The 13583-nt window shown below is 71.9% G+C and carries 9 protein-coding genes; 1 reads left to right on the forward strand and 8 read right to left on the reverse strand.

Going from position 1 to position 13583, the window contains the following annotated elements:
* Positions 1-225 precede the first annotated feature (225 nt).
* Positions 226-828 (reverse strand): hypothetical protein, encoded by a 603-nt coding sequence (locus tag ACFYNP_RS26210; protein WP_100577957.1) that lies wholly within the window; start codon positions 826-828, stop codon positions 226-228.
* A 309-nt stretch (positions 829-1137) separates the two neighbouring features.
* On the reverse strand, positions 1138-2550 hold the full coding sequence (gene proS / locus ACFYNP_RS26215) for a proline--tRNA ligase (protein WP_388412216.1): 1413 nt from the start codon (positions 2548-2550) through the stop codon (positions 1138-1140).
* A 199-nt stretch (positions 2551-2749) separates the two neighbouring features.
* Here proS and ACFYNP_RS26220 point away from each other — a divergent pair, with 199 nt between their 5' ends.
* Positions 2750-3613 (forward strand): SAM-dependent methyltransferase, encoded by an 864-nt coding sequence (locus ACFYNP_RS26220; protein WP_388788736.1) that lies wholly within the window; start codon positions 2750-2752, stop codon positions 3611-3613.
* A gap of 59 nt (positions 3614-3672) precedes the next feature.
* Here ACFYNP_RS26220 and ftsH read toward each other — a convergent pair whose 3' ends face one another.
* From ftsH to ACFYNP_RS26250, 6 genes are all read right to left on the reverse strand, one after another.
* The gene (ftsH, locus tag ACFYNP_RS26225; protein WP_388412212.1) at positions 3673-5604 is read right to left on the reverse strand and encodes an ATP-dependent zinc metalloprotease FtsH; all 1932 of its coding nucleotides are present in this window, start codon (positions 5602-5604) and stop codon (positions 3673-3675) included.
* A 145-nt stretch (positions 5605-5749) separates the two neighbouring features.
* Complete coding sequence (gene ffh / locus ACFYNP_RS26230; protein WP_388788738.1) at positions 5750-7294, reverse strand: signal recognition particle protein; 1545 nt, start codon at positions 7292-7294, stop codon at positions 5750-5752.
* A gap of 112 nt (positions 7295-7406) precedes the next feature.
* Entirely contained in the window at positions 7407-9866 is a 2460-nt protein-coding gene (locus ACFYNP_RS26235; protein WP_388788741.1) for a [protein-PII] uridylyltransferase, read from the reverse strand.
* 71 nt (positions 9867-9937) lie between these two features.
* Positions 9938-10276 carry a P-II family nitrogen regulator gene (locus ACFYNP_RS26240; protein ID WP_100577951.1) on the reverse strand — a complete coding sequence of 113 codons (339 nt, stop codon included), beginning with the start codon at positions 10274-10276 and terminating at the stop codon, positions 9938-9940.
* Positions 10273-11613: an ammonium transporter gene (locus ACFYNP_RS26245; protein WP_388412205.1), complete on the reverse strand. Its 1341-nt coding sequence runs from the start codon at positions 11611-11613 to the stop codon at positions 10273-10275. Before ACFYNP_RS26245 ends, ACFYNP_RS26240 begins: the two co-directional genes overlap by 4 nt.
* Before the next feature lie 339 nt (positions 11614-11952).
* The gene (locus ACFYNP_RS26250; protein WP_388412399.1) at positions 11953-13428 is read right to left on the reverse strand and encodes a hypothetical protein; all 1476 of its coding nucleotides are present in this window, start codon (positions 13426-13428) and stop codon (positions 11953-11955) included.
* Positions 13429-13583: the final 155 nt, after the last annotated feature.

A 13583-nucleotide genomic window follows, 5' to 3' on the forward strand; every position in this document is an offset into this window, starting at 1 on the left:
CTCCTGGTCTTGACGTGGTTGGGCACATGAGATGCCACGTGGGGTTGCGGTACTCGGGTGCCCGATGGACGCGTCAGCCGGAGGCGAGAGGGTTCCTATGCGGCTGTCGAGTACAGCTAGCCATTGTGCCACACGCCTGGAGTGCGCACGCCGGGGGTCCGTGGGGCACCCCCGGGCGGCCCGCTCCCCCGGACCTGCCGCCCCTGCCGGCGGCCGGGCCCGGGGTCAGCCGGCCGCGGCGACCACCTCGGCCCCTTCCGGGATGCGGAACGGCTTGCCGCAGCCGCCGCAGACGATCGGCGCCTGGGCGAGCACGGACGGGACGACCCGTACGTTGCGCCCGCAGTCGCAGACCGCCTTGACCCGGACGCCGCCTCCGGAGGAGCCGTGCCGGGCGGCCGGCCCGCGGAAGGAGCGCTTGGTGTCGGCGGCGGTGGCGACGGTGTGCGCCTTGAGCGCACGCTGCAGCCGTTCGATGGTGGGCCGGTAGCGGCGCCTTGCCTCGGCGTTCAGCGTGACCAGGGAGAAGCCGCTGCTGGGATGCGGCTCCTCCGGATGGTCGAGGCCGAGCTCCTCGGCGATCGCCAGGAACCTCCGGTTGTGATAGCGGCCGGCGCGGGAGGTGTCGCGTACACCGCGGGCGGCGGCAATGCCGTGGACTGCCTCATGGAGCAGTCGCTCGAAGGAGAGCTCGGCGCCACAGGCGGACGACGACTCTCCGATCAGGGACTCGGGCGCGGCTAGGTCCGGCAGCTCGGAGTGGTACCGCTGAATGTCGGCCCACGCCTGTGCCAGCTCTGCGGCGAGAACAGGTGGTGTCGTGCTCACGTCGTGACAACGAGCCGCAGGGCCGCTGTGTTCCTATTCCGGGGCATCCCAAATAATTTGCTCGTACCCGTCAGTTGGCATTGATGCGTGCGGACGAGGGCGGGTGCGCTGATCTGCGGAGAAGGCTCACAGCTCACACCAAGGTATGACGTAGCGGCGGGTACGCCCCGGCGTGTAGGGGAACTTCCCACGCCGGAACGACCGTTGTCGGACGTCGCCGGCCGGCGCGCAAGAGGGGTTTCGGCCGACTGTCGGTGGCCTGTGCGCCACCTGTGCCGGCCGGGCTCCCCCGGGGGCGCGGGCGCGGTCTCAGTAGGCGCGGGCCACGATCGCGACGGTACCGGGTGCGTCGTCGGCGTCGGGCACGGACCCGTCCTCGGCCACCAGGCACCGTACGGAAACGGCCTGTTCGGCGAGCTTGGCCTCTCCCTCGGGGCCGAGGTCGGCCCACGGGATGCGTGCCCAGCCGCCGGCGATCGCGGCTTCGGCCGCCTCGGCGAGGGTGGCGACGTCGCTCGTGCGGGACTCGCGGCGCTCGCGGGACTGCTCCAGGAGCAGCGCCTGGTCCTCTTCGAGGAGGGCGGGCAGCAGTTCGGCGAGGGCGTCGAGGGAGACGGGTTCCTTGCCGCCGGGGATGCGGCGGGCCAGCATCGCGGTGCCCGCCTCCAGGTCGCGGGGGCCGATCTCGACGCGTACCGGGACGCCCTTGAGCTCCCAGTCGACGGCGCGGCGGCCGAAGGGGGTGTCGATCCGGTCGTCGACCTGGACGCGCAGGCCCGCGGCCTTGAGCCGGTCGCCGACCTCGCGGACCTTGGCGACGGCCTCGTCGCCCTTGATCGCCATCACGACGACCTGGACGGCGGCGAGCCGCGGCGGCACCCGCAGCCCGCTGTCGTCGCCGTGCGACATGATCAGGCCGCCGACCATGCGGGTGGAGACGCCCCAGGAGGTCTGCCAGACCAGCTCCTGGTTGCCGTCCTTGGACAGGTACTGGGTGTTGAAGGCCTTGGCGAAGTTGGTGCCCAGTTCGTGGCTGGTGCCCATCTGAAGGGCCTTGCCGTCGCCCATCATCCCTTCCAGGGTGAGGGTGTTGATGGCTCCGGCGAAGCGTTCCTTGGCGGTCTTGCGGCCGAGGACGACGTCGATGCCGAGCACGTTGATCATGAAGTCGGCGTAGACGTCCCGGTGGATGCGCGCGGCGTAGTCGCGGGCCTCCTCGTAGGTGGCGTGGGCGGTGTGCCCCTCCTGCCACAGGAATTCGCTCGTACGGAGGAAGACGCGCGGGCGCATCTCCCAACGGACCACGTTCGCCCACTGGTTGATGAGCAGCGGCAGGTCGCGGTAGCTCTGGACCCACTTCGAGAAGGAGGCGTTGATGATCGTCTCGGAGGTGGGGCGGACCACGACGGGCTCTTCGAGCTCCTTGCCGCCACCGTGGGTGACCACCGCGAGCTCGGGCGCGAAGCCCTCGACGTGCTCAGCTTCGCGAGTCAGGTAAGACTGGGGGATGAAGAGCGGGAAGTAGGCGTTCTGGGCGCCTGCGTCCTTGATGCGCGCGTCCATCTCCTGCTGCATCCGCTCCCAGAGGCCGTAGCCGTACGGTCGGATCACCATGGTGCCGCGCACCGGGCCGTTGTCCGCGAGCTCGGCCTTGTTGATCAGATCCTGGTACCAGCGCGGAAAGTCTTCCGCCTGGGGCGTGAGAACGGGTGCCTTTGCCATGGCGCGAATGGTACGGCGCCCGCGTGGTGGAGCGTGAATCGCCTTCCGGCCGGGGGCTGGGGCGCGGTTGATGGCTCCGCCCTCTGGACGCGGGCCGGGATGCGGAGTTCCCTGGCATACGGGGGAAGTGCGTACGGACATTCACGGGGGGCTGTCAATCAGGGCACAGCTGACCTCTCGGCGGATTGGGGCGCTTTCCATGACACCAACGCTCGTCCGGCATCACTCCCGCACGGCCACCGCCCCTTCGGCGGGCACGACCGGGCGCGCGCGGGACTGGGCGGAGATCCAGGAACGGATGCTCGTCCCCCTCTTCGAGGCGGCCTACGAACGGCTCGACGTGGGCCCGCAGACCCGGCTGCTCGGCCTCGGCTGCGGCTCGGGGCTCGCCCTGCTGATCGCGGCCTCGCGCGGCGCGGCGGTGACCGGCGTGGACGGCCCGGAGCGGGCCGCGCGACTGGCGCTGGCGCGCGAGCGGCTGGCCCCGGATTCCGGGCGCCGGGGCGCCACGGGGCGGGGTGCGGCCCGGCTGGTCGCGGGCGGTCCCGCCGACGCGGCGGAACCGGACTCGCCCCCGTTCGACGTGATCACCGCCTTCGAGCCCGTCGGCTGTGCGGCCGGCGATACGGAAGACCTGGTGCCCGCCCTGGAGGAGGCCGTGGGGCTCGCGGAGCGCGACAGCCCCGTGGTGCTCGCCGGATGGGGGCCGCCGGAGCGGTGTGCCACCTCGGCGGTGCTGCGGGTGGCGACCCGGCTCACGACCCGCGTGAGCGATGCGCCGCGCTGGCGGCCGAGCCTGCGCGACGACCTGGAGGACGTGGCGGCCCGCGCGGGGCTCAGGCCGGACGGTTCCGGCCGGGTGGCGTGCCCGTTCGGCTACGCGGATCTGGACAGCGCGATACGGGGTCTGATGTCGACCGGCGCCTTCGACGCGGCGGCCCGCGCCACCGATCAGGCGCAGGTGGAGAAGGAGATCGTCGAGGCGCTGCACGGGCACGTGCGCCGCGACGGCACGGTGTGGATGCCGAACGTCTTCCGCTATCTGATCGCCCGCACGCCGTGAGCTTCCGGTAACCACCTTGCGAAGTAAGGGAGTTGGGGGCGCCCGGGGTCCGCGCGCGGCTAGGCCTCCGTTTTCGACAGGCGCGGGATGCCGGCCGCGCGGTAGGCCGCGGCCTCCTCCAGGGTCTCGTTGGCGAGCAGGGCCTCCGCGAGGGCGTCCAGCTTGTCGCGGTTCTCGCGCAGGAGGCGGCACGCCTTGTCGTAGCACTCGTCGACGATGCGGCGCATTTCGACGGCGATGGTGTCCAGGGTGCCGGGCGCCGCCGAGAGCCCGTACGCCTGCTGGGCGTCGCCCGGCAGCGCGGACAGCGGGCCGATCTTCTCGCTCATGCCCCAGCGGCCGACCATGCCGCGCACGATGTTGGTGACCTGTTCCAGGTCGTTCTCGGCGCCGGTGGTGATGACGTCGAAGACGATCTGCTCGGCCGCCATGCCGCCGAGCGCCCCGATGACGCGGCCGCGCAGATATTCCTCGGTGTAGGCGTACTTGTCGGCGTCCGGGGTCGACAGGGTGACGCCGAGGGCGCGGCCGCGCGGCACGATGGTGACCTTGCGGACCGGGTCGGCGCCGGGCTGGAGCATGCCGAGCAGCGCGTGCCCGCTCTCGTGGTACGCGGTGCGCCGGCGCTCCTCGTACGGCATCACCAGGGGCCGCTCCGCGCCGAGTTGGACCTTTTCGAGGGCGTCGGAGAGGTCGGACTGGGTGACCTCGCGCTGCTGGCGCTTGACGGCGAGCAGGGCCGCCTCGTTGGCGAGGTTGGCGAGGTCGGCTCCGGTCATGCCGGGGGTGGTGCGGGCGACCTGTTCCAGGTCGACGTTCGGCGCCATCGGGATCTCACGGGTGTGGATCTTCAAGATCGCCTCGCGGCCGCCCCGGTCGGGCGGGCTGACGTGGACGATGCGGTCGAAGCGGCCGGGCCGGGTGAGCGCCGGGTCCAGGACGTCGGCCCGGTTGGTGGCGGCGAGCACGATGACGCCTTCGGAGCCGGTGAAGCCGTCCATCTCGGTGAGGATCTGGTTGAGGGTCTGTTCGCGTTCGTCGTGGCCGCCCATGCCGGAGCCGGAGCCGCGGGCCCGGCCGATGGTGTCGATCTCGTCGATGAAGACGATCGCGGGGGCGACCTTGCGGGCCTCGGCGAACAGTTCGCGGACCCGGGAGGCGCCGACGCCCACGATCATCTCGATGAACTCGGAGGCCGACGCCGAGAAGAACGGCACCCCGGCCTCCCCCGCGACGGCCCGCGCGAGCAGCGTCTTGCCGGTGCCGGGCGGGCCCGCGAGCAGGACGCCGCCGGGCATGCGGGCGCCCATCTCGTGGTAGGCGCCGGGGTTCTTGAGGAAGTCGACGACGTCGTTGAGCTCGCCCTCGACCTCGTCGATGCCGGCCACGTCCTTGAACGTGGTGCGCTTGTCCTCGGCCATCTCGACCGGTTTGGGCGGCGTCTTGCGGCCGAGCATCCCGCCGGCGCCCCCGCCGAGGCCCGCGCTCATGCGCCGGGCGATGAACAGCCACAGGACGACGAGCAGCAGCATCGGGGCGAGCGAGATGAGCAGGTTGGCGAGGAAGCTGCGGTGTTCGACGACGGGCTCGGCGGTGACGGTGACGTTCTGCTTGGTCAGCTGGGCCCACAGGTCGTCGTCGGCGAAGGTGGGGCGCTGGGTGGTGAACTTCGTGTAGTCGCCGCTGCCCTCGCCGGAGGGGACGGGCGCCTTGTTCTTGAGCTGGCCCTGGATGGCGTCGCCCTTGGCGTAGATCTTGGAGACGTTTCCGGCCGTGACCTGCTTGCTGAACTCGGTGTACGAGACGGTCGGCTCGTCGCCGTCGTTGAAGAACGACAGGATCAGGTTGGTGATCAGGTAGACGATCAGGGCGGTGAGGATCAGCCGGCCCCAGCCGCCGGGCATCTTCTTCTTCGGCGCGGGCGGCGGGGGCGCCCCTTCCGAGCGCCACGGCTGGTCGGGGCGGTCGCGCGGGGGTACGGAAGTGGGCACGTGCTCTCCTCATGGCCGGTACGCGCCATTATTGGAGACCCGCATAAATAAGGCATTCCGGGCGGGTCCTGACGGGGTGCCCGCATACGCGTGGGGCGCCTTCCCGATCCACCGGAAGGCGCCCCACACAGTCGTACGCGGGCGGTCAGCCCATGAACTTCTTGAACTCGTCGGGCAGCTCGAAGTTCTTCTGCTCCTCGGCGGAGGGAAGCCCGAGCGCGCCGCCCTGCGCCTTGCGCTCGGCGGCCGCGGCCTCCTCGGCCTTGCGCTTCATCGGGTTGCCGCTCTTGCGCTTGCCCTTGCCCTGCTTGACCTGCTTCTTCTGCCGGCCGGGGCCGCCGCCCATGCCCGGCATCCCCGGCATGCCCGGCATGCCGCCGCCCTGGGCCATCCGGGACATCATCTTGCGGGCGTCGAAGAACCGCTCGACGAGGTTCTTGACCGCGCTGACCTCGACGCCGGAGCCCCTGGCGATACGGGCGCGGCGCGAGCCGTTGATGATGGTCGGGTCGTGGCGCTCGCCGGGGGTCATCGACTTGATGATGGCCGCGGTGCGGTCCACGTCGCGCTCGTCGATGTTGTTGATCTGGTCCTTGATCTGCCCCATGCCGGGCAGCATGCCGAGCAGCTTGGAGATGGAGCCCATCTTGCGGACCTGCTCCATCTGGGCCAGGAAGTCGTCGAGCGTGAAGTCCTTCCCGCCCTTGCTGGACGCCAGCTTGGAGGCCATCTTCTCGGCCTCGGCCTGGCTGAACGTCTTCTCCGCCTGCTCGATCAGGGTGAGCAGGTCACCCATGTCGAGGATGCGGGACGCCATCCGGTCCGGGTGGAAGGCGTCGAAGTCCTCCAGCTTCTCGCCGTTGGAGGCGAACATGATCTGCTTGCCCGTGACGTGGGCGATCGAGAGCGCCGCACCGCCGCGGGCGTCGCCGTCGAGCTTGGAGAGCACCACGCCGTCGAAGCCGACGCCGTCGCGGAAGGCCTCGGCGGTGTTGACCGCGTCCTGGCCGATCATCGCGTCGACGACGAAGAGGACCTCGTCGGGGCTGACGGCGTCGCGGATGTCCGCGGCCTGCTGCATCAGCTCCTGGTCGATGCCGAGGCGTCCGGCGGTGTCGACCACGACGACGTCGTACTGCTTGGAACGGGCGTACTCGATGGAGTCCTTGGCGACCTTGACCGGGTCGCCGACGCCGTTGCCCGGCTCCGGCGCGTAGACCGCGACTCCGGCGCGCTCGGCGACGACGCTCAGCTGGTTGACGGCGTTGGGGCGCTGGAGGTCACAGGCCACCAGGAGCGGGGAGTGGCCCTGCCCCTTCAGCCACTTGCCGAGCTTTCCGGCGAGGGTGGTCTTACCGGCACCCTGGAGGCCCGCGAGCATGATCACGGTCGGCGCGGTCTTGGCGAACCGCAGGCGCCGGGTCTCGCCGCCGAGGATGCCGATGAGCTCCTCGTTGACGATCTTGATGACCTGCTGGGCGGGATTGAGGGCCTGGGAGACCTCGATGCCGGACGCGCGCTCCTTGACCTGCTTGATGAAGGCGCGGACTACGGGCAGCGCGACGTCGGCCTCAAGCAGAGCGATGCGGATCTCGCGCGCCGTGGCGTCGATGTCCGCCTCGCTCAAGCGTCCTTTGCCCCGGAGGTTCTTGAACGTCGCACTCAGGCGGTCGGAAAGGGTATCGAACACGGTGGTCGCGGGTCCTCGGCTCGTGGGGCGGTCGGGTGAACGAACCCCAGGGTATCCCGGCGGGTGGGGGTACGCGGGGGTGCCTGCACAGCCCTTCCCCCGCCGGGCTTGCTCACGCGGGCCGGGGCACCTCTCCCAGGGCCGCCTCCAGCTGCCCCGCCACCCGGGCCGCCTCCCCCGCGCCGAGGGCCGCGCCCTCCGCGTCCGTGACATAGAAGGCGTCCACGGCGTTGGAGCCGAGCGTCGAGACGTGTGCGGAGCGCACCCGTACGCCCGCGCCCTCCAGGGCGTGTCCGATGCGGTGCAGAAGACCGGGGACGTCCTGGGCGCGGACCTCGATGACGGTGGCGTGCCGGGAGGCCGAGGGTGCGACGGTCACCCGGGCCGGCGGGGCCGGGGCGGCGCGGCGGCGCGGGTAGGCGGCCTCGCGTTCGGCCAGGCGGGCCTCGATGTCGAGGGAGCCGTCGAGCGCCCGCACCAGGTCGGCCCGCAGCCGGGCGGCCTGCGGCAGCGAGCCGTAGGCCGCGGCCACCCGCCAGTCCAGGAGCAGGACCGGGCCGCCGACCGGGTCGGGGAGCTCGACCGCGCGCAGGTCGGCGGCGCGGACGGTGAGGCGGTGCAGGGCCAGCACCCCGGCCGTCAGGGGCAGCACGGCGGGCTGGTCGGGGACGGCGATGAGCAGCTCGACGCCGAGGGGTTCGTGTTCGTCCGGGCCGTCGGCGCGGGCCCGCACCGCGAGGACGGGGCCGCCGGTGCGGTGGGCTTCCACGGCGAGGCGTTCCTGTTCGGCGGTGACCGCGGGGGGTTCGGGGTCGGCGGGCTCGCCCGCGAGGACCGCCGAGGCCCGCTTGACCAGGTCCGCGACGAGGGAGCCGCGCCACGACGACCAGGCGGCCGGCCCGGTGGCCAGCGCGTCCGCCTCGGTGAGGGCGTGCAGCAGTTCCAGGGTGCCCGTCGAGCCGACGGCCTCGGCGACCGAGCGCACGGTGACCGGGTCGTCCAGGTCGCGCCGGGTCGCGGTCTCGATGAGCAGCAGGTGATGGCGTACGAGGGTGGCGACGACGGCCACGTCGGCGGCGTCGAAGCCGATCCGGGTGGCGACGTCGCGGGCGATGGTCTCGCCGGCCACCGAGTGGTCGCCGGGCCAGCCCTTGCCGATGTCGTGCAGGAGGGCGGCGACCAGGAGCAGGTCGGGGCGGTGCACCCGGCGGGTGAGCCGGGAGGCGCGTACCGCGGTCTCGACGAGGTGGCGGTCCACCGTCCAGGTGTGCACGGCGTTGCGCTGGGGCCGGCAGCGCACCCGTTCCCAGTCGGGAAGCAGCGCGGTGACGAGCCCTTCCGCTTCGAGGGCCTCCCACACGGGGACGGTGGACTCGCCCGCGCCGAGCAGCGAGACGAGCCGGTCGCGGGCCTCCGCGGGCCAGGGCGTAGGCAGCGGGGCCGCCGTGGCCGCCAGACGGCGTACGGCGTGCAGGGAGATGGGCAGGCCCGCCTGGGCGGCCGCGGCGGCGGCGCGCAGCGCGAGGACGGGATCCTTCTCGGGGCGGGCGGCGAGCGCGAGGACGACCTCACCGTCCTGTTCGACGACGCCTTCGGCGAGCGGGGTGCGTTCGGGGGCGCCGGGGCGCCCGCCGCCGAACAGCTGGCGCAGCCGGGGGCGGGCGGAGCGGGCGCGCAGCACGCGGCCGACCTCGCGCCAGGTGACGTCACCGGCGTAGGAGATGACGCGGGCCGACTCCGATACCTGACGGAGCATCACATCAGCGTCCAGGAGCGCCAGTTCGGCCGCCACCGCGTCCTGCTCCTGGAGGGCGAGGCGGTCGGTGGCGCGGCCGGTGCACAGGTGCAGCGCGTCGCGCACGTCGAGCAGCCGGCGCCGGGCCTCGGCGAGGCCTTCGCGAGGGGCGTCCGCGAGCCAGGAGGCGGCGACCGCGCGCAGGGCGGTCGCGTCCCGCAGCCCGCCCCTGGCCTCCTTGAGGTCGCCTTCGAGCAGGTACTGCAACTCGCCCTGGCGCTGGGCCCGTTCGCGGCACAGCTCGTCGAGCTCGGGCAGCCGCCTGGGGGCGGTGTTGCGCCAGTCGGCGAGGACGGTGGTGCGCAGCGCCGTGGTGAGGCCGAGGTCGCCGGCCACATGGCGGGCGTCCAGGAGGCCGAGCTGCACCTTGAGGTCCTCGCCGGCCGTTTTGCGGGCCTGGGCGGGGGTGCGCACCGAGTGGTCGAGGGCGAGGCCGAGGTCCCACACCGGGTACCAAAGCCGGTCGGCGAGCAGGGCGAGGGCCCCGGCGTCGGCCCGCCCGTCGTGCAGGAGCAGCAGATCGAGGTCGCTGCGCGGGGAGAGTTCGCCGCGTCCGTAGCCGCCGACCGCGACCAGGGCGGCCCCGCCCACCCCGGCCCCCTCGACCGCGCCGGCGAACAGGGTGGCCAGCCAGGCGTCGGTCAGCCGGGACAGGGCCGTGCGGCGCGGCGGCCCGGACCGCCCCTTCTCGGTGAGAAGGCGCAGCCGGGCCGCCGCGTAACCACCGGGCTCCGAGTCGCCGTCGTTGGATCCGGTACTCACTTCAACGCTCGTCACCCAGCAGCTCCTTGCCGTGTTCCCGGGGTGTCGTCGGTGGGCACGGCCCCGCCGGGGCCCACCGGACGCCCCTACAGTGCGTCAGGTCCGCGTTCGCCGGTCCGTACCCGGACCGCGGTCTCGACGGGCACGCTCCACACCTTGCCGTCGCCGATCTTTCCGGTGCGGGCCGCCTTGACCACGACGTCGATGAGTTCCTCGGCGTCCTCGTCCTCGACCAGGACCTCTATGCGGATCTTGGGGACGAGGTCGACGGTGTACTCGGCGCCGCGGTAGACCTCGGTGTGGCCGCGCTGGCGGCCGTAGCCGCTGGCCTCGGTGACGGTCAGGCCCTGGACGCCGAAGGCATGGAGGGCCTCCTTGATCTCGTCGAGCCGGTGCGGTTTGACGACCGCGGTGATGAGCCTCATGCGTCCACCTTCTTGTTCGCTGCCACGTCACCCGGGACCGGCACGGCCTTGCGGGGAATGGTGCCGCCGCCCGCGCCGCTGAAGTCGTACGCGGTCTCGGCGTGCTCGACCTGGTCGATGCCGGAGACCTCGTCGTCCTCCGGCACCCGCATCCCGATCGTCTTGTCGAGGGCGAAGGCGAGGACCGCGGAGACCACGAGGGAGTAGCCGAGGACCGCGCCGACTCCGATGGCCTGCTTGCCGAGCTGGTCGAGGCCGCCTCCGTAGAAGAGGCCCTTGGCGGTGGACTGTACGCCGCCGGTGGCGAAGAGGCCGATGAGCAGCGAGCCGGTGATCCCGCCGACCATGTGGACGCCGACGACGTCGAGCGAGTCGTCGAATCCGAAGCGGTACTTGAGGCCGACGGCCATGGCGCACAGGACGCCCGCGATAGCGCCGACCGCGATCGCGCCCAGCGGGCTGACGCAGCCGCCCGCGGGGGTGATCGCGACGAGGCCCGCGACCGCGCCGGAGGCGGCGCCGAGGGTGGTGAAGGAGCCGTGGCGCAGTTTCTCGTAGAGCAGCCAGGCGAGCATGGCCGCGGCCGTGGCGACCTGGGTGTTGACGAACATCACGGCGCCCACGCCGTCGTCGTTGCCGAGCCAGGAGCCGGCGTTGAAGCCGAACCAGCCGAACCACAGCAGGGCCGCGCCGAGCATGACGAGCGGCAGGCTGTGCGGCCGCATCGGATCCTTCTTGAAGCCGACCCGCTTGCCGATGACGAGGATCACGCCGAGGGCGGCCGCACCCGCGTTGATGTGCACGGCGGTGCCGCCGGCGAAGTCGATGACGCCCTTCTTGAAGAGCCAGCCGTCCGAGGCCCACACCCAGTGCGCGACGGGGAAGTAGACGACGGTGACCCACAGGGCGGTGAACAGGGACCAGGCGGTGAACTTGACGCGGTCGGCGAGCGCCCCGCTTATGAGCGCGGGCGTGATGACCGCGAACATCAGCTGGAACACGGCGAAGACGTAGATCGGGATGGTGTATCCGGGCCAGAGCTGGACGAGGCCGATGCCGCTGAGCCCGAAGTAGTCCTTGGACCAGCCGATGAAGCCGTTGCTCTCGCCGAAGGTCAGGCTGAATCCGTAGAGCACCCACAGGATCGTGACGATGCCGAGGCTGATGAAGCTCATCATCAGCATGTTGAGGGTGCTCTTGACGCGGACCATGCCTCCGTAGAAGAAGGCGAGGCCGGGCGTCATGATCATCACCAGCGCTGAGCAGATCAGCATGAATCCGGTGTTGGCGCTGGACAGCTGCGGAGCGGCAGCCGCGAGCGTGATGCCTGGAGGCATCGGCGTCTCCTCGTCGTCGGTACGGCCCGTGCGGGGGCGTTACTCGGGCGGGAACTGGCCGGGGGCCGGTTATGCGCCATGAGGTTGTCCCAGCGCGGTTTCCGTCGATGCCGCTCGATGTTTCACCGCGGTGACGAAGGAGGCGGGCGTGTTACGCGCCCGTGAACTGCCGGATCGGCCGGGGTGCGGCGGCCGCCCTCCGAAGGCGCCCGCACCTGGCGGACCGGCCGCGACGCCACCCGTTTGACCTGGCGTGGGGGAGCCGAGTCGGGCTGAACGGGGTAGGTGTCGCGGCCGGGGTCTTGTATGCCGTCGCGGGGCCGGGCGACGGCGGGCGGGTCAGACGGCCTCGGCCGTCTCGGGCAGCTCCTTGGTGAGCAGGTCGGTCATCCGCACCACCTCGGCCACGTCCGAGAAGTCGCGCGCGGCGGTGTCGACGGTCTTGCGCAGCCGGGTGTTGACCCGCTCGGAGCGGACCCGTTTGGCGACCCTGAGGGCCTGCTCGGCCAGCACGGTCGACTGCTCGGGCTCCCGCTTGAGCAGGTGCACGGTGGCCATCCCGATGAGGTTCAGGGCGTAGCTGCGCTGGTGCTCCTCGTCCTTGCCGAACAGGGCGACCGCCCGTTCCATGACGGGCTCGGCGAGCGAGGCGTAGGTGGGGCTGCGGCCGGCCACATAGGCGAGGTCGCGGTAGGAGTGGGCGTTCTCCCCGTTGAGCTCCGCCTCGGAGAAGAAGCGGATCCAGTCGGGATCCGGCTCGCCGTCGAGCCCGGCGTCACCGAAGGTGTCCTCGGCCATCCGGGCGGCGCGCTTGGTCTTGCTGGGCTGGCCCATGTTGGCGTAGGCGCGGGCCTCCATCGCGTACAGCATGGCCTGGGTGCGGGCGGTGGCGCAGTCGCGGCTGCCGTACTGGGCGAGGTGGATGAGTTCGAGCGCGTCGTCGGGCCGGCCGAGGTGGATCATCTGGCGGCTCATGGAGGACAGGATGTACGAGCCGAGCGGCTTGTCGCCCGCCTCCTTGGCGGCGTGCAGAGCCAGCACGAAGTACTTCTGGGCGGTGGGCTGGAGGCCGACGTCGTAGCTCATCCAGCCCGCGAGCTCCGCGAGTTCGGCCGCGCACTTGAACAGGCGCTTGGAGGTGTCGGCCGGCTGGGGTTCCTGGAGCAGGTCGGTCACCTCGTGGAGCTGGCCGACCACGGCCTTGCGGCGCAGTCCGCCGCCGCACTGGGCGTCCCACTGGCGGAACATCGCGGTGGTGGATTCGAGCAGTTCCAGCTCGGGCCGGGAGAGCCGGGAGGGGCGCCGCGCGCTGGCGGCGGTCTCCGGGGGCCCGGGCTCGCCCGCGAGGGAGGGCACGAGCCAGCGCTGCATGGGCTCGATCAGGGCGGGGCCCGCGGCCAGCATCAGCGAGGTGCCGAGGAAGCCGCGCCGGGCGAGCATGAGGTCGCTGCGCGAGAACTCGCTGAGCAGCGACACCGTCTGGGGCCCGGCCCAGGGCAGGTCGACACCGGACACCGAGGGCGACTGGTGGGCCTGGCGCAGGCCGAGGTCCTCGATCGCGACGATGCTCCCGAAGCGCTCCGAGAACAGCTCCGAGAGGATGCGCGGAATGGGCTCGCGCGGCATCTCGCCGTCGAGCCAGCGCCGGACTCTGGAGGTGTCGGTGCTGATGTGGTGGGCGCCCATCTGGCGCGCCCGCCGGTTCACCTGGCGCGCCAGCTCGCCCTTCGACCAGCCGCTCCGTACGAACCACGAACCCAGCTGTTCGTTGGGGCGCTTTCCGGCGCTCGTCCCGCTAGCCCCACTGCCGCCCACTGGAACGCCCCCAATCTGCTGAAGCCTCATGTGCGTCGGTTGTGCGTCGATCGCGCGAACCCCTATCAGAATGCCGCTAGTTGGGCCCCCTGTCCCGCGGTTGCACCCGCTCGGACCGGAAACCGCCTTGCCTCCGGCATACCCACGGGTGCGCC

The sequence above is a fragment of the Streptomyces sp. NPDC006691 genome, from assembly GCF_042869955.1.
GTDB lineage: Bacteria > Actinomycetota > Actinomycetes > Streptomycetales > Streptomycetaceae > Streptomyces.